The organism is Niveispirillum sp. GW835-FHT14G11 (genome assembly GCF_058793615.1).
Window position 1 is genome coordinate 14,525 of sequence record NZ_JBXAFZ010000032.1, and the last position, 19,497, is coordinate 34,021.

The following is a 19,497-nucleotide window of genomic DNA, read 5'->3' on the forward strand; positions in this document are numbered from 1 at the left end:
GGCCTGTTCCAGACCATAGGGTCGAGCATCGGGTTGAGAGGCGGATGCCAGAGCAATATGACATCGTCGTCATCGGGGCCGGGCATAACGGCCTCTGCGCCGCGCTCGATCTCGCGCGGGCCGGACTTTCCGTCCGGGTGGTGGAGGCCGGTGCGAGTGTCGGGGGATGTGCAACGACCAGGGAACCGCTTCTGCCGGGGTTCCGCCACAGCCCGCACGCCAACGCTTTCCTGTTCGCCGATCTCATGCCCGATCGGATCAGCCCGGCGGCACTGAAGGTGGGGTTGCATCATCCGGAAGCGCAACTGGGCGTGGCATTCGCCGATGGCCGGCCCCCGGCCATCCTCCACCGTCCCGACCTTCTCGCCCGGACCCGCAGGAGCCTCGGTGTCCATTCACGAAAAGATGCGGCCACCTATGTCGAACTGAAGCTCCGCTCGGCCCGTCTCGGCGCGCTGATCCGCAGGGGCCTTTATAAGGCGCCGGACCGCAAATGGTTCGCGGAACAGGCCGATACGGTGCGCAGCCTGTTCAAAGGTCCAGTCGATGCGCGTTCTCTGGGGGACGGCAGCGCCCGGATGCTGATCGACCGTCTGTTCGAGGCGCCGGAAATACGCGTCCTTCTTTATCATCTGGCCACCGAGACGGGACTGGCGCTGGAGGAGCGCGGCGGCGACATCGCCTTTCTCGGCTATTCGCTCTGGATCGCCGGCCGGTGGCGCGTTCCGGTCGGCGGCATGGGCGCCTATTCAACGGCGCTGGGTGACGCCGCGCGCGCAGCCGGGGTCATGATCACCTGCTCGACGGGTGTCGCGCGCATCATCCTGGAGGACGGGCGGGCCGTCGGCGTCGAGACCAGGGCCGGCGAGACCATCCGCGCGGCTATCGGCGTCGTGGCCGCCACACCCTTGCTGGACACCTTCGACGACATGGTGGCGGTGACCGCCATCGCACCGTCGGAGCGGGATGAGTTGGCCGCCTTCCGCCGACAACGCCCCGGGTCGATTGCCGGTTCGCATTTCTGCCTGACGCAGGCACCCCATTACAAATCCGCCCGCCACGATCCCCAGATCAACACCTGTCTCAAGACAATCATCGGTCACGAGACGCCGGCCGATGTCCTGGCGAATGAGGCAGATATTAGTGCAGGATTGTTGCCGAAGCCCGCTGGCGTGGTGCGCTTGCACAGCCTCTGGGACCCGACGCAAGCACCCTCCGGCCAGCATGTGGCCGGCGTGGACAGCCGCTTTCCCGCATTGAGCTGTCTTGATCAAGACAGTTGGCGCATGGTCGAATCCACGTTCCCCGACGCCTTCTGGGGCGTATGGAATCAGGCCCGGGCCGACAGCCCGGCACCGCCGCTGGCTATGTCGAGCGACCTTTCATCGCCATTCGAGCGGCGCATGCTGGTGCGGATGGGACCGGACCAATATCGGACCAGCGTCCAGGGACTCTACCTCGCCGGTCCGGGGGTCTATCCCGGTGGCGGGGTGCACGGTGCCTGTGGCCGGAACGCCGCCCGCACAGTCCTGGATGATGTCAGCGCGGTGTCTTGAGACGGCGCCATTGAGAGGACATAATCATATGGCATCGGGTGTTGCCAACCCAGCATAGGGTCGGTATGGTTCCCGTCCAATGGAAGTTGGGCGTCTGGAGAGGTTGATGAAGCTGAGCCATCTCCGAAACGTGGTGGCCATCGTCGAGCGGGGAAGCCTGCGGGCGGCCGCCAAGCATCTCGGTCTGGCGCAGCCCGCCATGTCGCGCAGTATCCGGGAACTGGAGCAGGAACTGGGCGTCGTCCTTTTCGAGCGCAACAAATTTGGAATGGCGCCGACACCGGCTGGAGAAGTCTTCCTTCGTCGGGCGCGGAGCGTCCAAGCTGACCTGCAGCGCGGATTGGACGAGATCGCGCAATTCAAGGGCGACGACCTCGGCAAACTGACCGTCGCGTTCTCCACCGCCGGTCTGGTCGTCATGCTGCCCAGGATCCTGCGCCCTTTCCGCAAGCGATTCCCAAAGGTACGGGTAAAGGTGCTGGAAAGCTCCATGCCGGCCATCGAGGCGGACATGCGCGATGGCTTGGTCGATATGTATTATGGGCCTGTCCCCCAGGATTTCACGGACTCCTCGCTTGTCGTTGACCAATTGTTCGACAATCCGAGGATCGTCGTCGCGCGGCCCGGGCACCCCTTGCGTGCGGCGACATCGCTCCACGAGCTTGCGCATGAATCGTGGGTGACCTCGCACATGACGATGTATTCCGATGGCGAAGTCCTTTCTATTTTCGAAGCGGCCGGGCTGCCCCCGCCGCATATCGCCATGGAGGCGGGATCCGGCATGAGCCTAATCTCGATCGTCAAGTCCTCCGACCTGCTGGCACCACTGTCGGCGCAGTGGCTCGACTTTCTCGACGAGTCAGGCGTGCTTGCGCGGCTGCCCATCCGCAACATCGCGAGTGCCCCGCCGATCTGTGCCGTCCGCCGGGCTGCGATGCCGCTCACCCCTGCGGCGGAATATTGGAATGATCTGGCCGGACGCTGTGCGGGTCGGCACCTCGACCAGCGCACGCGCGACGACGGCTGAACGCCGTCGCGGTCCCCGGGACAAGACATTAACGGCTTGTTATGCGGTTTTGCAGTGACCAGAACCTGTTGGTTCTGATCATTGCCCTCAATCTCCGGCGCCAACATCCGTCGGCTTGGCTGCGCAATACGAGCGGCGCAGCGGCGGGCGCCGCCGTACCAAAGTGAAGCCGCCCCCACCTTCATTCCCGCTATGGTGGGGATGAAGGTGAAAGGGAGGCCCGTTCCCCGCTACTGCCTGTTCAGCCCCGTGTCGGATCGATCAGGAACTTCTCACCCGTCGCCTTGCGCTCATAGGCACGCAAGATGTCCGGCTGCAGCGCTTCGGCGAGGCCGATCACCTTTGTGTACGTGCTGGCGAAGGTGGTGGTCAGTTCATTGACGACCCGTTGACGCAGCCGTTGCTCCACCTCCATGCCCGCCTTCTTAAGGAAGGGGGTCAGAAGCCAGCCGGAGACACTCCATTGATAACCGATCGGTCGCCGGTTCAGAATGGTCGGGCCGAAATCAAGCGTACCATAGATGTACAACTGCTTGAACGTATCGGAGCCGTAGCGGCTATAGTCCGACATGCGGCGGACGGCGGCTTCTTCCATGGCCTGGAGGACATCGCTGCCCAGGGTCCCCCCGCCGATCGGATCGAAGGCAATGGTGGCGCCCGTTTCCGCTATCGCCGAAACAAGCTGTTCGTGGAAATCCTCGTCCCTGCTGTTGAGAACGATCTTCGCACCAACTCCCCGCAGGAGGTCCACCTGCGCCGGCGACCGGACGATGTTGATGAGCGCAATGCCGTCTGCCAGGCAAATCCTTTGCACCATCTGGCCGAGGTTCGAGGCACCGGCGGTATGAATGATCGCCTTATGGCCTTCCCTGCGCGCCGTCTCCACGAACCCGAGCGCCGTCAGCGGGTTCACAAACATCGAGGCACCCTGTGCGGCCGTCGCACCACCAGGCAGGGGCGTGGCGTCCTGTGCCCGGACCCTACGGTAGTCAGCATACATTCCACCGGCAAGCATGCCGACGCGCTGGCCTATCAGAGCCTCGGCATTCCTGCCGGCAGCGACCACCGTGCCTGCCCCCTCGTTCCCGACCGGCAGCGATTGGTCCAACCTTCCCGCCAGCGCCTTCAGGCGGGCGGGCGGGACGGCGAAGGTCAAGCCGGGCTTCATGCCTTCGACCTGCCGCAGCGTAGACAAATCGGCCGGACCGATCAGCAGTCCAAGATCACTCGGATTGATGGGGGCCGCTTCGATGCGGACGATGATCTCGTCATCGGCGGGGTCCGTGATCCCGACCTCCTCCAGCGAGAGGGTGAGCTTGCCATCTCCGGTGACTGTGGAACGCAGTTCGCGTCCTGTGAAAGCCATGATCGTCTCCACTTGAAAACAATGTGATGTGTATGTCTTGCGTAATCGGGCGCCCCGCCGACGCCGGCATTCCCGTCGCAGCACAACCTTGGTCGGGGTCAATGCCCCCCCGTCAGCGCCGGGTGCCTGGGCCCCCAGAGCGTGCCCAAGAGGTCATCGATCGTGCCGACGCCCATCGGATCAGCAGCGGTATACACATCCCCGTCCGTCCAATGTTCGAGTTCATTGCCCCATGGGTCACGCCAGTAATCGAATATCTGGCTCCCCAGCTTGTGCCGGCCTACACCCCAGGCGTGCTCGCGATTGCGCTCCTTCAGATAGGAGTGGCCCTTCATCAGGTCATCGAACCCGTCCACTTCGAACGCGGCATGCCCGAACCCGGGTCGGCCCGGCGAGGCGACCATCGCCAGGGTATGATGGTCGGTCGGAATGTCGCCCTTGTCCATGCGCATGAATGCGCCGACCGGCACATTCGGCTCTACCTCCACCTGATCCGACGGGATCAGTCCCAGCCGCTTCCTGTACCAAGCTGACGACATGGCATAATCACCGACCATGATCATCGCATGCCCAAGCCGACGCACATGGGAAGGGGCAGGATCAATGCGAACCGGTTCGCTGAGACGCCTCCGTTCGCCCAGTGAATTCACCAGGGCCTGAGGTGCCAACGGCTCGGCGGGATTGAAGGACTGTTCCGCCAGGACATCGACAAGGTGGCCATCCGGATCCGTGAGGCGGATAAGATAGCCACCGCCCGGCATGTCGGCCGGCAGTACCGGCACTCCCTCATGCCTAGCCAGGAGATCGAGATCGGCGCGCGACCGGGCTCGAAAACCCAGCCCAATGAAGCGGCTCTCGCCCTTTTGCGAGACATGAAGGAACGGCGCCCCGTCCGTGCCACGCGCGTAGAGCCTGCCTTCACGCTCGGCGCAGTTCAGGCCGAAATCCTCCAGGAACTTCCGCATCTCCGACAGGTCCGGTACCTGAAACCGAACGAAGGCGAGATCTTCTACTTTGATGATGCTCATCGTCACCTCTGGATTCCGAACGTGTCTGGCCGCGACCGGTCCAGATATGGGGGAAGGAGAGACGCCAACACGGTGCGCGTCTTGGCGGCGGCTGCATCGTTTCATCAGTCGACCAGCATGGGTCCCTCCCCGTTCCGAGTTCCCCGACAGATCAAGGTCATTTTCACGTTTAATCCATGTAACAGATAAAATTATTTTTTTTATAGTCAAATAGTTTTTTTTAGGCTAGATGCTCCGAAGTTCGGCTATGACCGGCAGAGGCCGTCAATCATCAGGAGGAGCAGGAAATGCGACTAGTTCGGTTCGATAACACGGGGACGCCACGGCTGGGGGTTCTGAGGGGCGATGCTATCGTGCCACTCAACAGTCTGGCGCCCCGCTTTCCGACCATGTTGTCGGTCATTGCCGCCGGGGACGAAGCACTAGATGCCATCCGCAGCGTGGCCGCGTCCGAAGCCGCCACCGTTCCCCTGAATGAGGCCCGGCTACTGGCTCCGATCGAGCGCCCGGAAAAATTCCTTGCGATCGGCATGAATTACCGCAGGCACATTGAGGAGGCCAAGCGTCTCGGGGCGCCAGTCCCCACCAACCAGTTCTGGTTCAACAAGCAGACCAGTTGCATCACGGGGCCCTATGACGACATCGATGCTGGCGTCAGCCAGGCGGTCGACTATGAGGTCGAGCTCGGGGTGGTGATCGGGAAAACGGCCCGGCATGTCAGCGTCGAGGACGCAAGGAACCATGTGTTCGGCTATCTCGTCTGCAACGATGTATCGGCGCGCGACTGGCAGGCGCATGCCCCCACTTTCACGGTCGGCAAATCGTTCGACACACATGGACCGATCGGCCCCTGGATCGTGACCGCCGACGAAATATCCGACCCGCATGGGCTGGGGCTTCGCTGCTACGTCAACGGAGAACTCCGCCAGGACAGCAACACCTCCGAGCTGGTCTATAACGTCTGGGAGCAGATCGCCTATCTGTCGACGGCATTTACACTCAATCCGGGCGACCTGCTCGCGACCGGAACGCCAAGTGGCGTCGGCGTGGCGATGATCCCGCCCCGCTTCCTGCAGGTGGGCGATGTCGTGCGGTGTGAAGTTGATTGTATCGGCGTCATTGAGAACCGCATCGCCGGCTCCGGAGACGCCCGGACTGCGGCTCGGTAGCGGCTGAACTCCACACCGGCCGCCGGGCGACCGTCATCGCCGGCCATCCGGCAGCCGGCGTTCGTCGCCTTCTCGACCTGTTGCAGGGCGTAACTGGCGGGAAAATGCCCGTCGCGGTATGCCCCCTTGGCAGCGGACGCATCATCGTGCAACGTAGGCCCAATAAAATATGTTCCTGCCGGAAAACGATGATGCTGCGCGTTAAAGATGGTTCAGTCGCCGAGATCGACGGTCCCCGCAATCAGACCTCGATGGCATATGAGATCATCCGAACCGACATCTTGCTCGGGCGGCACACACCTGACAAGAAGCTCAAAATCCAGGATCTGGCGGAGGAACTGGGGGTCAGCCCCGGCGCGGTCCGCGAAGCGCTTTCCAGGCTAGTGCCCGAGGAACTTGTCGTGTCACGCGATCAGCGTGGCTTCCTGGTGGCCCCTCTGTCGCCTGCGGACCTTATCGATCTGACCGACCTCAGATGTGAGATCGAGGCATTAGCGCTTCGACGCTCGGTCGAGCGTGGCGACGTGAATTGGGAGGCCGGCATTCTTGCCGCTGAATATAAACTTAGGAACAAGCCCATCGTCGCGGATGGCGAAGACCCGCGACGGAAGTGGGCGCAAAATCATGCTCAGTTCCATTCAGCACTGGTAAGTGCCTGTGGCAATCGCCGCCTGTTCTCACTTCATGGTCAACTATATGAACAGTCCGAACGCTACCGGGGGCTATTGTTCCACCTGGAGACGGATCGTGATGTCGCTGTAGAGCATCAGGAGATCATGAAGTATGCGCTCACGCGCGATGCCGATTCTCTCGTCCGCGCTACTGTTCATCACCTCCGGAAAACGACGGAGCTAATCATCGCCAATTTCGGTCGGAAAGAACCGGCAAAACATTAAAAATAATTTTTTCTACAAAAAATATTGATTTCCTCCTGATGGCCTGTGACAGTCGTGGCGACGGCAAACCATCCCGCGATCGCTGATGAACAGTCCCGCCGCACTTCAAGTGCCGCGGGATCAGCCATGTCATTTTGAAGAGAGGATATCATGACAGATCGACTTTTCTCGCTGGAAGGGCGCACTGCGCTTGTGACGGGCGGCTCGCGCGGCATTGGCAGGATGATCGCGGCGGGCTTTATCGAACGCGGCGCCAAGGTCTATATTTCCTCACGCAAGGCCGACGCCTGCAACGCGACCGCGGCCGCCCTTTCCGCCGATGGCCGCACATGCATCTCCCTTCCCCAGGATATTTCGACCTTTGAGGGTTCCGAAGCTCTGGCGGATGAACTCGCACGGCGCGAGCCCAAGCTCGACATCCTGGTCAACAACGCGGGTGCAGCCTGGCTTGCCGAGTTCGGGGCTTTCCCGGAGAAGGGCTGGGACAAGGTCGTCGACCTGAACCTGAAATCACCGTTCTTCCTTACTCAGGCGCTTCACGGTCTCCTGAAATCCGCCGCAAGTGCCGAACGTCCGGCAAAAGTGATCAACATCGCCTCCATCGACGGCCTTCGGCCGAACCCGCAGGAGACCTACTCCTACCACGCGAGCAAGGCCGGGCTGATCCATCTGACACGGCGGATGGCGGCCAGGTTGATCCAGGACAATATCTGCGTGACCGGGATCGCCCCCGGCGCTTTCGTCTCCGAGATGAATATTGATGCGCGCGACCATGGCAGCGAACTGGCAAGCCGGATTCCGGCCAGACGTATCGGCCGGGACGAGGATATGCAGGGAGCCGCGATCTATCTGGCCTCCCGTGCCGGTGATTACGCCGTTGGCATTACGGTCGCGGTCGATGGCGGCGTCACCTACGCCAGTCTCAGTGTCTGACAATGGCAAGCAGGGCAGCGCTGGCCCTTCTTCGACCACGGCGCGCGGACAATACTACTTCGGATCGAAGATTCCCGTGGCGAGGACATTCATGTAGGTGTCTATCGACACTGCCAGCGGCTGCCCGGTTCGCCAACCCTTCAGGTCATATGATGCATCCAGCGAAGACATGATGAAATGGCTGGCGATGAATGGATCGACCACCCGCATGCTTCCATCCTGCATCGCTTCGACGAGAAGACCCATCAGGCCTAGAGCGGTCCGTTCGGACCGCTCGACAGCGTCGTGCCGGACCGGCGCCGGCATGGCCTGGAGTGCCGACGACCGCAGCAGCGGATAATCGCCGGAAAACTGCAGGGTCAGGACGGAGCTCAGAATTGTCGCGATCCGGTCCCAGGCAGATGTCCGATCGGTTTCGGCCAGACGCCGGAGGGCTGCCAACCGATGAAAGCTCTCCCGCGAGCAGGCAGCAACCAACTCGTCCTTGCCCTCGATATGTCGATAAAGGCTGGTTTTCGCGCGCTTGAGTTCCCCGGCGATCCGCTCGACCGACGTCCCCTTGTAGCCAAAATCATTGATAAGGCGGGTCGCCACCCGCAGATATGCCTGTCGTTCGTCCTCTTCCGGCACCGGGCCGCCATGGATGGGCGCGGCCCTCCATGGCGTGCCGGATGTGACGAGACCGCCATCCAGCACGGCCAGCAGACGCCCCCGCACGTTCGGGAGATCCCCGATGGCGAAACGTCGCAACCAGATCTCGGACCAGAAAAGCGCCTCGTTGAGGACATGCGCGCGCGCCGTAAGCAGGCGCTTGCGCTCCGGCGTTTCCGACGGTCCGAAAAATGCGCGCACGGCCCGGAAGACGGTTTGGTATTGTGCAATAAGTGTCGACCGGGTCGCATCCTCCATCGCCCGGATTTCGGAGAGAATGGCGAACGGCCTGCTCTCGCCCCGAAGCGCTCGCGCGAACTGGTCGAAATAGAGTTCCACATAGCGGGTCACGCGCTTGCGCTGGGTATGTTCCTCCCCCGCACGCCGGACAATCTCTTCGAGCCGCGAAAGGCTGTCCTCGAACACGGCCGCCGCCAGATGTTCGCGCCGTTTGAAATAATAGGTGACGCTCGACGTGCCGAGATCCAGCGCGCCAGCCACCTCCTGCAGGGTCATTCCCCATACGCCCTTCTGGTTAAGCGACAATGTCGCCGCATCCAGAATCCGCTGTTTCTGGCGTTCAAAGCGCGCGGAGGTTCCCGCCGAAGCGACGATCTGGAGGGTTGCTTCGGATTGGTTCCCGCTTGCGTTCATCTTTGGATTTGTCGTTGAAGCCCGGCTGGCTGTCAACAGGCAGATGTCAGACACGTACGGATCCGACAATCAATTCGAAAGTTCGTTCACATATGAATCTCTCGAACTTCTAAAAATCTCCAAGTTTTCCTAGACATCAAAAAAAATATTTTTTAGATTTAGACGTAGATCGAAAACTCAGTATCGACCTCCCGCCAGAGAAGGCCAGAGAGAGAGGAGCAAAGCGGTGGATTTCTCCCTGACAGATCGTGAGTGCCATTTCCGGAACCGGGTAAGAGACTTTATGATGATGGAAGTCCGCCCGAAGGCCGCGGAGGTCGCACAGGAACTGGCCAACGGCGAGCGCTGGGCGCCGCTTCAGACCATCGAGATGCTGAAGGCAAAGGCAAAGGCGGCCGGCCTTTGGAACCTGTTCATGCCGCCTGCGGGAGAGCATGGCGAGGCGAATGACGGCTTCGTCTTCAGCGGCGAGCGCCTGACCAACCTCGAATACGCCCTGTGTGCCGAGGAGATGGGACGTCTCCAGTGGGCCTCCGAAGTCTTCAACTGCTCCGCCCCGGACACTGGCAACATGGAGGTCCTGCACCGGTACGGGACACGGGCGCAGAAGGACGCCTGGCTGAAGCCCCTGATGGAAGGCGAGATCCGGTCCGCCTTCCTGATGACCGAACCCGACGTCGCCTCGTCCGATGCCACCAACATCCAGACATCGATCCGCCGCGACGGCGACGGCTATGTCATCAACGGGCGCAAATGGTGGTCGTCGGGCGCAGGCGATCCGCGCTGCCGGATCGCCATCGTGATGGGCAAAACCAACCCCGGAGCGGAGCCGCACCGCCAGCAGGCGATGATCCTTGTCGATCTCGCGTCGCCGGGCGTGAAGATCGAACGGATCCTGCCGGTCTATGGCTACGATCACGCGCCGCACGGCCATGCCGAGATCACCCTGACCAACGTGAGGGTCCCGGCCGGCAACCTGCTGCTCGGCGAGGGGCGCGGCTTCGAGATCGCCCAGGGACGCCTCGGCCCCGGCCGGATCCACCATTGCATGCGTACCATCGGCATAGCCGAGGAGGCGCTGGAGGCGATGACAAAGCGGCTCACCGCGCGGATCGCCTTCGGCAAACGTATCGCCGAGCATTCGGTCTGGGAAGAGCGGATAGCGCGGGCGCGCATCGATATCGAGATGACGCGGCTGCTCTGCCTGAAGGCCGCGGACATGATGGACCGGTCCGGCAACAAGGCGGCGCGCAACGAGATCGCCATGATCAAGGTGCAGGCGCCGCAGATGGCGCTGCGCATTCTCGACGACGCGGTGCAGGCACATGGCGGCGGCGGCGTATCGAACGACTTCGCGCTTGCCGCAGACTGGGCGAGCATCCGCACCTTGAGGATCGCCGACGGCCCGGACGAGGTGCATGCACGCGCCATCGCTCGGGCCGAGTTCGGCCGCTACCGCACGGCCGCCCGATGAGCGACCTGAACGAGGAGGCACTGGCCCGATGGATGCGCGGCTCGATCCCCGGCGGTCCGGTATTCCAGTCGATCAACAAATTTCCGGGCGGGCAATCCAACCCGACCTATCGCGTCCGCACGGATGCCGGAAGCTATGTGCTCCGCCGCAAGCCCTTCGGCAGCCTGCTGCCGTCGGCGCATGCGGTGGAGCGCGAGTTCCGGCTGATCTCGGCCATCCATCCGGCCGGCTTTCCCGTTCCGCGGCCGGTGGCACTCTGCGAGGACCAGGCGGTGATCGGCGCCGCCTTCTACCTGATGGAGATGGTCGAGGGCCGAACCTTCTGGGACGGCACGCTTCCGGAACTGTCCGGGGCCGAGCGCCGTGCCTGTTACGAGGCCATGATCGACACAATGGCGGCACTCCACTCGATCGATCACCAGGCGGTCGGCCTCGGCGACTTCGGACGTCCCGGCAACTATATCGGGCGGCAGGTCGAACGCTGGACGAAGCAGTATCGCGCCGCGCAGACCGAAGACATACCGGAGGTCGAGAAGCTGATCGAATGGTTGCCGTCCACCCTGCCCGGGCAGGCCGGCGTCTCTATCATCCACGGTGACTACCGTATCGACAACCTGGTCTACGCCACCGACCGGCCGCAGGTGCGTGCCGTTCTGGACTGGGAACTGGCGACGATCGGCGATCCGCTCGCCGACTTCGCCTATCTCGCCATGTGCTGGGTAATGCCATGCGACGGGCGGGCGGGCCTGTCCGGCCTGGATCTGGCCGGGACGGGGATTCCGACGCTGGACGAAACGGTGGCACGCTACTGCGCGGCGACCAGCCGCAGCGGGCTGCCCGATCTGCATTGGTACTTCGCCTACAACCTGTTCCGCGCGGTGGGCATCATCCAGGGCATCAAGAAGCGCATGATCGACGGCAACGCGTCGAGCCCCCAGGCCACGGAAACGGCGGCACGGCTGCTCCCTGTCGCCCGGGCGGGCTGGATGCAGGCGCAGATCGCCGGAGCGACGGGCTGAGCAGCGAAGGCACCATGGCAAGACCACTTCCAAAAACGAGGATCCCATGATCGAGACCCATCTGCATGACGATATTCTCGAGATCGTCCTCGATAACCCGCCGGTCAACGCACTGGCCGCCACCGTCCGCGGCGGACTGGCCAGGGCCATCGCCGACGGGCAGGCCAATGATGCCGTCAGGGCGATCGTGATCCGGGGAAGCGGCAAGCTGTTCTCGGCGGGGGCGGATATCACGGAATTCGGCAAGCCGCTGATCGAACCCAACCTGCCGGAGGTCATCGACGCGATCGAAGCGAGCCGCAAGCCCGTCCTTGCCGCCATCCACGGCTCTGCACTGGGGGGCGGCCTCGAGATCGCGCTCGGCTGCCATTATCGCATCGCGACACCGGGAGCGAAGCTGGGGCTGCCGGAGGTGCTGCTGGGGATATTGCCGGGTGCCGGCGGGACGCAACGCCTTCCCCGCCTGGTCGGGGTCGAGGCGGCCCTGGACATGATCGTTTCGGGCACCCCGATCCCGGCCGGCAAAGCCCTGGACCTCGGGCTGGTGGACCGGTTGTCCGGAGAGGATTCCTCATTGGCTGGCGAGGCGATCGCCTATGCGCGCACGCTGGCGGGACCCCGTCGCACCGGTGAGCGCAGCGTTTCGGCCGATCCCGCCGTGTTCGAGAGGTTCGCGGCCGGCAATGCGCGCAAGATGAGGGACATGGAGGCGCCCAGCGCCTGCATTGAGGCCGTTCGGGCAGCGACCCTGCTGCCGCTGGACCAGGGGCAGGAGAAGGAACGCGCCCTGTTTGCCCGGCTTCTGGCCGGAGACCAGTCGAAAGCGCTGCGCCACGTATTCTTCGCAGAGCGTGCCGCCGCCAGGATCGAAGGACTGCCCAGGGACATCCGGCCTCGCCCGGTTGGCAGGGTCGGCGTCATCGGTGCCGGCACGATGGGCGGCGGCATCGCGATGAATTTCCTGTCCGCCGGCATTCCGGTCACCCTCGTCGAGACGGCGCAGGAGACGCTTGATCGCGGTACGGGCGTGGTCCGGAAGAACTACGAGGCGACGGCGGCCAAGGGGCGGCTGACACCCGGTCAGGTCGAAAAGGCCATGGGCCTTCTCACGCCGACGCTCGATTTCTCCGCGCTTTCGGATTGCGACCTCGTGATCGAGGCGGTCTATGAGAACATGGACCTCAAGAAGCAGATATTCGCCCGGCTGGACGGGGTCGCGAAGCCCGGAGCCATCCTCGCCTCCAACACTTCCTTCCTGTCGATCGACGAGATCGCGGACGCGACCGCACGGCCGCAGGAGGTGCTGGGCCTGCACTTCTTCTCGCCCGCCAACGTGATGAAACTGCTGGAAGTCGTGCGGGGGGGCAAAACCGCGCCGGACGTGCTGGCCACCGGCATGGATATCGCGCGCCGGATCGGCAAGGTGCCGGTCGTCTCCGGCGTCTGCTTCGGCTTCATCGGCAACCGCATGCTGATCCCGCGGCAGGTCAATGCCGAAGCACTGCTTCTCGAGGGGGCGACGCCCGAACAGATCGACCGCGTGCATACCGGCTTCGGCATGCCGATGGGGCCGTTCCAGATGGCCGATCTGGCGGGCGTGGATATCGGCTGGCACCGGGACCCCGGGCGGATCGAGTGCCTGCAGGATGCGCTGTGCGCCGAAGGGCGCTGGGGCCAGAAGACAAGGGCCGGCTACTATGATTACGACGATCAGCGCAGGCCGGCGCCCGCACCGGCCGTCACCAGGATCATCGCGGATTTCCGGACCAGGGCGGGTATCGAGCCCCGCGACATCACGGACGAGGAAATCGTCGTGCGCACCCTCTACACGATGGTGAACGAAGGCGCGATGATCCTCCAGGAAGGCATCGCTCAGCGCGCATCCGACATCGATGTGGTCTGGAACTACGGTTATGGCTGGCCGCGCCAACGGGGCGGCCCGATGTTCTGGGCCGGTCAGGTCGGGCTTGGCAGGATCGTCGCCGATCTCGCCCGCTATTCCGCCCGTCTCGGCCCGGATTTCTCGATTTCGCCCCTGCTTGCGCGCTGCGCGGCCCAGGGGACACCTCTCGACAAATGACTACAGGCGAGGATATCGAAATGACATGGGAACCTCCCGTCTCGCATGTCGCGGGACGCCCGGCGACGTCTGGGCACCGCTTCGGCGATGAAGACCTGCGCCCGGACCGCCATGCTGCGGCGGGTGGTGCCGCATGAGCGCCCGGAACGATATACTGCCGTCTCCGGAACTGCTGGACTTCCAGCTGTTCGACTGGCTGAACATCGCCGACGGCGAGGAACGGGAAACCCTGCTGGCGATGCTGGACACGGGGCGGCGGCTGGCGTTGGATGCATTCCTGCCGCATTACCGGCAGGCCGACATCGATGAGCCCCGCCTCGACGCGGATGGCGTGCACATCCTGCCGGCCATCCGGACGGCACTGGCCCGCTACGCCGACCTCGGCTTGTTCGGGGCCAGCTTTCCGGAGGATCTGGGCGGCCTGGGGCTTTCCTTCACGGCCTCCCTCGCCATTCACACCAACTTCGCCGCGGCCAACGTGTCGACCGCGGGCTACGCGATGCTCACGGTGGCCAATGCGCGCCTGATCGCGACCTTCGGCACCCCGGCGCAGATCGAACGGTTCGCCCTGCCGGAGATCAAGGGGCACTGGCTCGGCACCATGTGCCTTTCCGAGCCTCAGGCAGGGTCGAGCCTGGGCGACATCCGCACCAGGGCCGCGCCCGATGGCGAGGATGAACTCGGCGCGCGCTATCGGCTCACCGGAAACAAGATGTGGATATCGGGCGGCGATCAGGACGCCAGCGAGAATATCGTCCATCTCGTGCTGGCGAAAATCGTGGCCGAGGATGGAAGCCTGCCCGGCGATTCCAAGGGCATCTCGCTGTTCGTCGTGCCCAAGCTGCTCCCCGACGGCAGCCGCAACGACATCGCCGTGGCGGGACTGAACCACAAGCTGGGAAACCGGGGCACCTCCAACTGCCTGCTCAATTTCGGCGAAGGCGGGGGTGCCATCGGCTGGCGTGTCGGCATGGCGGGACAAGGCCTGCCGCAAATGTTCATGATGATGAACGAGGCCAGGATCTCAGTGGGGATGGGAGCCGCGTCCCTGGCCTATCGCGGCTACCGGCAGTCGCTGAACTATGCGCGGGAGCGGCTCCAGGGCCGTCCCGCAGGAACCAGGGGCGGCGCGCCGGTCGCCATCATCGAACATCCCGACGTGCGCCGGATGCTGTTGCAGCAGAAGGCCTATGCGGAAGGCGCCGTGGCCGTCTGCCTCTATTGCGCGCATCTTCTCGACCAGGACACCGAAGACGCGCAGGCGCTGCTCGCCCTCCTCACGCCCGTCGCCAAGAGCTGGCCGTCGGAATTCGGCGTCATCGCCAATGATCTCGCCATCCAGGTCCATGGCGGCTACGGCTATACGCGCGATTTCGACGTGGAGCAGCTCTGGCGCGACAACCGCCTGAACCCGATCCATGAAGGGACGACGGGCATCCAGGCGCTCGACCTTCTCGGTCGCAAGATTCTCCTTTCCGACGGACGGGCGCTGAGCCTGCTGTGCGCACGCATCGTGGCGACGGCAAAGCGCGCAGAGGCGGACGGCGGGCTGGCGGCGTTCGCATCGCCGCTGCTGGAATTCTGGCGCGAGGTCGAACGCGTGATCGAGGGGCTGAGCGGGCGGGGGCCGGAATCATTCGACGAGGCGACACTGTTCCTGCGTGCCTTCGGGCATGGCGTCGTCGCCTGGCTATGGCTGGACCAGGCGGTGGCCGCCGCCGCGCTCGCGCCGACCGCCTTCCGTTCCGGTCTGGGCTATGCCTGCCGTTATTTCTTCGAAAGCGAGCTGCCGCAGGCCTGCGGCTGGCTTTCGATCGTCGCCCGGCACAGCACGCTTATCCGTTCCATGCCGGACGAGGCGTTCGCATGAGTGACGTGCTGGCGACGCTGCGGGCGGAAATCGGCGTCGTGCGTCGCTCAGAGTGGCTGCTTGTCGATCAACCGATGATCGACCGCTTCGCCGAGGTGACGCTCGACCACCAGTTCATCCATGTCGATCCCGCACGTGCCGCGGCGACGCCCTTCGGCGGTACCGTTGCGCATGGCTTCCTGACATTGTCGCTCCTGTCGCGGATGGCGGAGACGACCGCCCGCGCGCCGGTGCCCGGGATCCGCATGGGCGTCAATTACGGCTTCGACCGCGTGCGGTTCGTCAATCCGGTACGTCCCGGCAGCCGCATCCGCGCCGCCTCGACCTTGACCGCGGTCGAGGAGAAGCACCCGGGCCAGCTTCAGCAGAGCTGCGACATCATTGTCGAGATCGAGGGCGCCGACAGGCCTGCGCTCATCGCGACATGGCTGAGCCAGATTTTCATGTGATCGCCCATTCAAAGGAGTTTCCCATGCGCGATGCCGTCATCGTTTCCACCGCCAGGACACCCATAGGCCGCGCCTATCGCGGCGCCTTCAACGCCACCCCTTCACCGACCCTGGCGGCCCACGCCATCCGTGCCGCCGTCGAGCGGGCCGGTGTCGATCCCGGCGAGATCGAGGACGTCCTGCTGGGCTGTTCCCTGCCGCAGGGCGTGCAGCAGACGGTGGGACGCACGGCGGCCCTGCGCGCGGGCCTACCCGTCGGGGTGGCCGGCATGACCATGGACCGCCAGTGCTCGTCCGGCCTCATGACCATCGCGACCGCCGCCAAGCAGGTGATGGTCGATCGCATGGATGTCGTCGTCGCCGGCGGCGTGGAGTCCATCTCGATGGTGCAGACGCCGGCGATCCGGGTCGACCCCGATCCCGAGCTCGTCGCCATGGTTCCCGACATCTACATGCCGATGCTGCAGACGGCCGAGACCGTGGCGCGCCGCTACGGCATCCCGCGTGAGCGTCAGGACGCCTATGCCCTGCGGTCCCAGCAACTGACGGCCGGGGCCCAGCGGGCCGGCATCTTCGATGACGAGGTCGTACCCGTCACAACCATGATGGCGGTGACCGACAAGATGACAGGCGAGATCACCCGCAGACCGGTGACGCTCGCCAGGGACGAGGGCAACCGGCCGGAGACCAGTGCAGAGGGGCTGGCCGGTCTGAAACCGGTCATCGAGGGCGGGGTCATCACCGCCGGTAATGCCTCGCAGCTTTCCGATGGGGCATCAGCCTGCGTGATTATGACGAGTGCGCTTGCCGCACAGCGGGGGCTCACGCCATTGGGGCGCTATGTCGGCATGGCCGTAGCGGGAACAGAGCCTGATGAGATGGGCATCGGCCCGGTTTTCGCCATCCCGAAACTGCTGAAGCGGTTCGGCTTGCACATGGACGATATCGGCTTGTGGGAGTTGAACGAAGCTTTCGCCGTGCAGGTACTGTATTGCCAGGATGTGCTCGGCATCCCGGATGAGCGGCTCAACGTCAACGGCGGGGCGATTTCGATCGGTCACCCCTACGGGATGTCAGGAGCCCGCATGACTGGCCACGCCCTGATCGAAGGAAAGAGACGCGGCGCGAAGCATGTCGTCGTGACGATGTGTGTAGGCGGCGGTATGGGTGCGGCCGGCCTGTTCGAGGTGCTTTAGCGAAACCACCCCGTGGAGACGGAACGGACGCGGCGCGACGCGGTACACCGTCTTTGCACAATCCTTTGCAGGCCGGAGGCCACACCATGGCGCTTCATGACGTTGAAACCGGAACATCCCAGCTTCTGGCAGATTTGGCGGACGGGGTCTTGACGCTGACCATGAACCGCCCGGAGGCCCGTAATGCGCTGACGCTGGAGATGCTGGAAGCGCTCTCCCGCCAATTGGCGGGCGCTGAGGTCGCAAAGGATGTCCGGTGTATCGTGCTGACGGGAGCCGGAAAGGGCTTTTGCGCAGGCGGCGACGTGAAGGCTATGGCCGGACAGCAGGGCGACGCCCATCCCGGTACGGCCACCGACGATTATATCCATCGTCAACGCCTCATCCAGCACGCGACAGCCGGCAAGCTCTTTCATATGCCAAAGCCGACGCTGGCTGTCATCAACGGGGCGGCGGCCGGCGCGGGCCTGGCCCTCGCGCTTGCCTGTGACCTGCGCATCATGTCGACGGATGCGGTCCTCATGACCGCATTCAGTCGGGTCGGCCTGTCTGGAGATTTCGGGGGCACCTATTTCATGACCCGGCTGATCGGCGCAGCCCGATCGCGCGAGCTCTATTTTCTGTCTGAGCGGGTATCGGCACCGCGAGCCCTGGACCTGGGCCTGTCGAACTGGGTATCTGCCCCCAACTCCCTGGCCGCCGAAGCGTCCGATGTCGCCCGACGGTTGGCATCGGGACCTGGCATCGCCTACCGCTACATGAAGGAAAATCTCAATCGCGCGATGACGGGCGAGGTTGACGATTGCCTCGACATCGAAGCGACACACCACGTGCATTGCATGTTCACAATCGACCATCGCGAAGCGGCAGCGGCGTTCATTGCAAAGCGCGAGCCGGTCTTCGTCGGCGGATAATGGGCAAGCCCACGCAACAATCTTAGGAATTCAGACCATGCGAACGCGGATAACCGAACTCTTCGGCATTAGGCATCCCATCATTCAGGGCGGCATGCACCATGTCGGCTTGGCCGAACTGGCTGCCGCCGTCTCTGAAGCCGGAGGCCTCGGTACGTTGACAGCCCTCACCCAGCCTTCCGCCGCCGCCCTGGCGGCTGAGATCGCCCGGTGCCAGGCGATGACCAACAAGCCTTTCGCTGTCAATCTGACCTTCCTCCCGTCGGTCAACCCGCCGGACTATCCAGGTTATGTGGATGCTATAATCAATGGCGGGGTGCGGATCGTCGAAACCGCCGGGAACAACCCGAAAGCCTGGCTCCCGACGCTCAAGGCCGCGGGGATCAAGGTCATCCATAAATGCACCTCCGTCCGCCACGCCCGCACCGCCGAAGCCATCGGGTGTGATGCCGTCAGCGTTGACGGCTTCGAATGCGGCGGTCATCCCGGCGAGGATGATGTGCCAAACATGATCCTGCTGCCACGCGCCGCCGACGAGCTCAGCATTCCGTTCGTGGCGTCGGGCGGCATGGCGGATGGCCGATCTCTCGTCGCGGCACTGGCGTTGGGAGCGGACGGCATAAATATGGGGACACGCTTCCTCGCCACCGAGGAGGCGCCCGTCCATCCCAACGTCAAGGCGGCAATCGTTGCCGCCAGCGAACGCGACACCCGGCTGATTATGCGTCCTTTGCACAATACCGAGCGCGTCCTCAGGAATACTGCTGTGGATCGCATCCTCGAGAAGGAGAGGTACCTCGGCGAGGCCATCAAGTTCGAGGATATCGCCGCCGAGGTGGCAGGCGTCTATCGCCGCGTCATGAAGGATGGCGAGACCGAGATCGGCGCTTGGAGTTGCGGAATGGTGGCGGGTCTGATCCAAGACATACCGACCATCCGCATCCTCATCGATCGCATTATGGCACAGGCAAACGACATTCTTCGCACTCGGCTCAAACCCATCTTCAATGCTTCAGGGGAATGACTTGATTAGCACAGTATCCAGAGTGGCTTGTTGACGTTATGGTTGTATTAGTAAAAATGGACCATCGCCGTACACACAGAATATGCAAAAGGAAAAACTCGCTGAGCGCCATATTGTCCGCCGTCAGCCCCTTTGGGACAGAAGTGGCTGATTGCGTAAGGGAGGATTTCTGGCTCATCGTAGTGACCGAA

At 63.6% G+C, this 19,497-nt stretch carries 16 protein-coding genes; 13 read left to right on the forward strand and 3 right to left on the reverse strand.

The window, feature by feature from the left end:
• Positions 1-44: 44 nt before the first annotated feature.
• Positions 45-1,556 carry a phytoene desaturase family protein gene (locus AC1Q7F_RS31540; RefSeq protein ID WP_492512510.1) on the forward strand — a complete coding sequence of 504 codons (1,512 nt, stop codon included), beginning with the start codon at positions 45-47 and terminating at the stop codon, positions 1,554-1,556.
• A gap of 106 nt (positions 1,557-1,662) precedes the next feature.
• Positions 1,663-2,583: a LysR family transcriptional regulator gene (locus AC1Q7F_RS31545; protein WP_492512511.1), complete on the forward strand. Its 921-nt coding sequence runs from the start codon at positions 1,663-1,665 to the stop codon at positions 2,581-2,583.
• Positions 2,584-2,824: 241 nt separating this feature from the next.
• Here AC1Q7F_RS31545 and AC1Q7F_RS31550 read toward each other — a convergent pair whose 3' ends face one another.
• Positions 2,825-3,949, reverse strand: coding sequence for a zinc-binding dehydrogenase (locus tag AC1Q7F_RS31550; protein WP_492512512.1), 1,125 nt, complete (start codon positions 3,947-3,949; stop codon positions 2,825-2,827).
• 98 nt (positions 3,950-4,047) lie between these two features.
• Positions 4,048-4,977, reverse strand: coding sequence for a VOC family protein (locus AC1Q7F_RS31555; protein WP_492512513.1), 930 nt, complete (start codon positions 4,975-4,977; stop codon positions 4,048-4,050).
• Positions 4,978-5,264: 287 nt separating this feature from the next.
• Here AC1Q7F_RS31555 and AC1Q7F_RS31560 point away from each other — a divergent pair, with 287 nt between their 5' ends.
• The 3 genes from AC1Q7F_RS31560 (at position 5,265) to AC1Q7F_RS31570 (ending at position 7,975) form a co-directional block, all read left to right on the forward strand.
• Positions 5,265-6,146, forward strand: coding sequence for a fumarylacetoacetate hydrolase family protein (locus AC1Q7F_RS31560; protein ID WP_492512514.1), 882 nt, complete (start codon positions 5,265-5,267; stop codon positions 6,144-6,146).
• 191 nt (positions 6,147-6,337) lie between these two features.
• Positions 6,338-7,042, forward strand: coding sequence for a GntR family transcriptional regulator (locus AC1Q7F_RS31565; protein WP_492512515.1), 705 nt, complete (start codon positions 6,338-6,340; stop codon positions 7,040-7,042).
• Between the two features lie 150 nt (positions 7,043-7,192).
• Positions 7,193-7,975, forward strand: coding sequence for an SDR family NAD(P)-dependent oxidoreductase (locus AC1Q7F_RS31570; RefSeq protein WP_492512516.1), 783 nt, complete (start codon positions 7,193-7,195; stop codon positions 7,973-7,975).
• 54 nt (positions 7,976-8,029) lie between these two features.
• On the opposite strand, the gene AC1Q7F_RS31575 is transcribed toward AC1Q7F_RS31570, so the two are convergent.
• Positions 8,030-9,334 (reverse strand): TetR/AcrR family transcriptional regulator, encoded by a 1,305-nt coding sequence (locus AC1Q7F_RS31575; RefSeq protein ID WP_492512517.1) that lies wholly within the window; start codon positions 9,332-9,334, stop codon positions 8,030-8,032.
• Positions 9,335-9,506: 172 nt separating this feature from the next.
• On the opposite strand from AC1Q7F_RS31575, the gene AC1Q7F_RS31580 reads away from it, so the two are divergent.
• The 8 genes from AC1Q7F_RS31580 (at position 9,507) to AC1Q7F_RS31615 (ending at position 19,306) form a co-directional block, all read left to right on the forward strand.
• Positions 9,507-10,754 carry an acyl-CoA dehydrogenase family protein gene (locus AC1Q7F_RS31580; RefSeq protein ID WP_492512518.1) on the forward strand — a complete coding sequence of 416 codons (1,248 nt, stop codon included), beginning with the start codon at positions 9,507-9,509 and terminating at the stop codon, positions 10,752-10,754.
• Positions 10,751-11,773 (forward strand): phosphotransferase family protein, encoded by a 1,023-nt coding sequence (locus AC1Q7F_RS31585; RefSeq protein ID WP_492512519.1) that lies wholly within the window; start codon positions 10,751-10,753, stop codon positions 11,771-11,773. Before AC1Q7F_RS31580 ends, AC1Q7F_RS31585 begins: the two co-directional genes overlap by 4 nt.
• A gap of 46 nt (positions 11,774-11,819) precedes the next feature.
• Positions 11,820-13,853 (forward strand): 3-hydroxyacyl-CoA dehydrogenase NAD-binding domain-containing protein, encoded by a 2,034-nt coding sequence (locus AC1Q7F_RS31590; RefSeq protein WP_492512520.1) that lies wholly within the window; start codon positions 11,820-11,822, stop codon positions 13,851-13,853.
• Between the two features lie 133 nt (positions 13,854-13,986).
• Positions 13,987-15,723 carry an acyl-CoA dehydrogenase family protein gene (locus tag AC1Q7F_RS31595; protein ID WP_492512521.1) on the forward strand — a complete coding sequence of 579 codons (1,737 nt, stop codon included), beginning with the start codon at positions 13,987-13,989 and terminating at the stop codon, positions 15,721-15,723.
• On the forward strand, positions 15,720-16,172 hold the full coding sequence (locus AC1Q7F_RS31600) for a MaoC family dehydratase (protein WP_492512522.1): 453 nt from the start codon (positions 15,720-15,722) through the stop codon (positions 16,170-16,172). The genes AC1Q7F_RS31595 and AC1Q7F_RS31600 overlap by 4 nt, the downstream gene beginning before the upstream one ends.
• 23 nt (positions 16,173-16,195) lie before the next feature.
• Positions 16,196-17,368 (forward strand): acetyl-CoA C-acyltransferase, encoded by a 1,173-nt coding sequence (locus AC1Q7F_RS31605; RefSeq protein WP_492512523.1) that lies wholly within the window; start codon positions 16,196-16,198, stop codon positions 17,366-17,368.
• Between the two features lie 86 nt (positions 17,369-17,454).
• Positions 17,455-18,282 carry an enoyl-CoA hydratase gene (locus tag AC1Q7F_RS31610; RefSeq protein ID WP_492512524.1) on the forward strand — a complete coding sequence of 276 codons (828 nt, stop codon included), beginning with the start codon at positions 17,455-17,457 and terminating at the stop codon, positions 18,280-18,282.
• 37 nt (positions 18,283-18,319) lie between these two features.
• The gene (locus AC1Q7F_RS31615) at positions 18,320-19,306 is read left to right on the forward strand and encodes an NAD(P)H-dependent flavin oxidoreductase (RefSeq protein WP_492512525.1); all 987 of its coding nucleotides are present in this window, start codon (positions 18,320-18,322) and stop codon (positions 19,304-19,306) included.
• Positions 19,307-19,497 lie beyond the last annotated feature (191 nt).

Bases quoted from the DNA above. Each gene is read 5' to 3' on its own strand.
- AC1Q7F_RS31540 (WP_492512510.1), top strand. From the start codon at position 45: ATGCCAGAGCAATATGACATCGTCGTCATCGGGGCCGGGCATAACGGC.
- AC1Q7F_RS31545 (WP_492512511.1), top strand. From the start codon at position 1,663: ATGAAGCTGAGCCATCTCCGAAACGTGGTGGCCATCGTCGAGCGGGGA.
- AC1Q7F_RS31550 (WP_492512512.1), bottom strand. From the start codon at position 3,949: ATGGCTTTCACAGGACGCGAACTGCGTTCCACAGTCACCGGAGATGGC.
- AC1Q7F_RS31555 (WP_492512513.1), bottom strand. From the start codon at position 4,977: ATGAGCATCATCAAAGTAGAAGATCTCGCCTTCGTTCGGTTTCAGGTA.
- AC1Q7F_RS31560 (WP_492512514.1), top strand. From the start codon at position 5,265: ATGCGACTAGTTCGGTTCGATAACACGGGGACGCCACGGCTGGGGGTT.
- AC1Q7F_RS31565 (WP_492512515.1), top strand. From the start codon at position 6,338: ATGCTGCGCGTTAAAGATGGTTCAGTCGCCGAGATCGACGGTCCCCGC.
- AC1Q7F_RS31570 (WP_492512516.1), top strand. From the start codon at position 7,193: ATGACAGATCGACTTTTCTCGCTGGAAGGGCGCACTGCGCTTGTGACG.
- AC1Q7F_RS31585 (WP_492512519.1), top strand. From the start codon at position 10,751: ATGAGCGACCTGAACGAGGAGGCACTGGCCCGATGGATGCGCGGCTCG.
- AC1Q7F_RS31590 (WP_492512520.1), top strand. From the start codon at position 11,820: ATGATCGAGACCCATCTGCATGACGATATTCTCGAGATCGTCCTCGAT.
- AC1Q7F_RS31595 (WP_492512521.1), top strand. From the start codon at position 13,987: ATGAGCGCCCGGAACGATATACTGCCGTCTCCGGAACTGCTGGACTTC.
- AC1Q7F_RS31600 (WP_492512522.1), top strand. From the start codon at position 15,720: ATGAGTGACGTGCTGGCGACGCTGCGGGCGGAAATCGGCGTCGTGCGT.
- AC1Q7F_RS31605 (WP_492512523.1), top strand. From the start codon at position 16,196: ATGCGCGATGCCGTCATCGTTTCCACCGCCAGGACACCCATAGGCCGC.
- AC1Q7F_RS31610 (WP_492512524.1), top strand. From the start codon at position 17,455: ATGGCGCTTCATGACGTTGAAACCGGAACATCCCAGCTTCTGGCAGAT.
- AC1Q7F_RS31615 (WP_492512525.1), top strand. From the start codon at position 18,320: ATGCGAACGCGGATAACCGAACTCTTCGGCATTAGGCATCCCATCATT.